Origin of the sequence: Algoriphagus alkaliphilus (assembly GCF_900103735.1) — a bacterium.
Classification (GTDB): Bacteria; Bacteroidota; Bacteroidia; order Cytophagales; family Cyclobacteriaceae; genus Algoriphagus; species Algoriphagus alkaliphilus.
This window is the reverse complement of sequence record NZ_FMXE01000024.1, coordinates 69,330-69,556: the sequence shown is the minus strand read 5'-3', so window position 1 is coordinate 69,556 and position 227 is coordinate 69,330. Positions and strand designations below refer to the sequence as shown.

Sequence of the window (227 nt, the reverse complement as noted above, 5' to 3'; positions counted from 1 at the left end):
CTGACTTACCATACTCAGGGAACGCATACGGTCACCTGGAAATTTGACGACGGCAACGGGAATACTTCTCAGCAAACGCAGACGGTCATTGTAAAAGATGTAACCGCTCCGGTTCCAACAAGTGAAACCCTAGCCGATGTCATAGGCGAATGTGCTGCGACAGTTACCACTGTTCCAACAGCTTTGGACAACTGCCAAGGAACGATCCTAGGAACAACCGAAGATCC

General features: G+C 49.8%; 1 protein-coding gene. It reads left to right on the top strand.

Annotation, left to right across the window (positions count from 1 at the left end):
- Positions 1 to 227: hypothetical protein (locus BLQ81_RS22330; RefSeq protein ID WP_217636676.1), on the top strand; the 227-nt coding region annotated here is incomplete at both ends.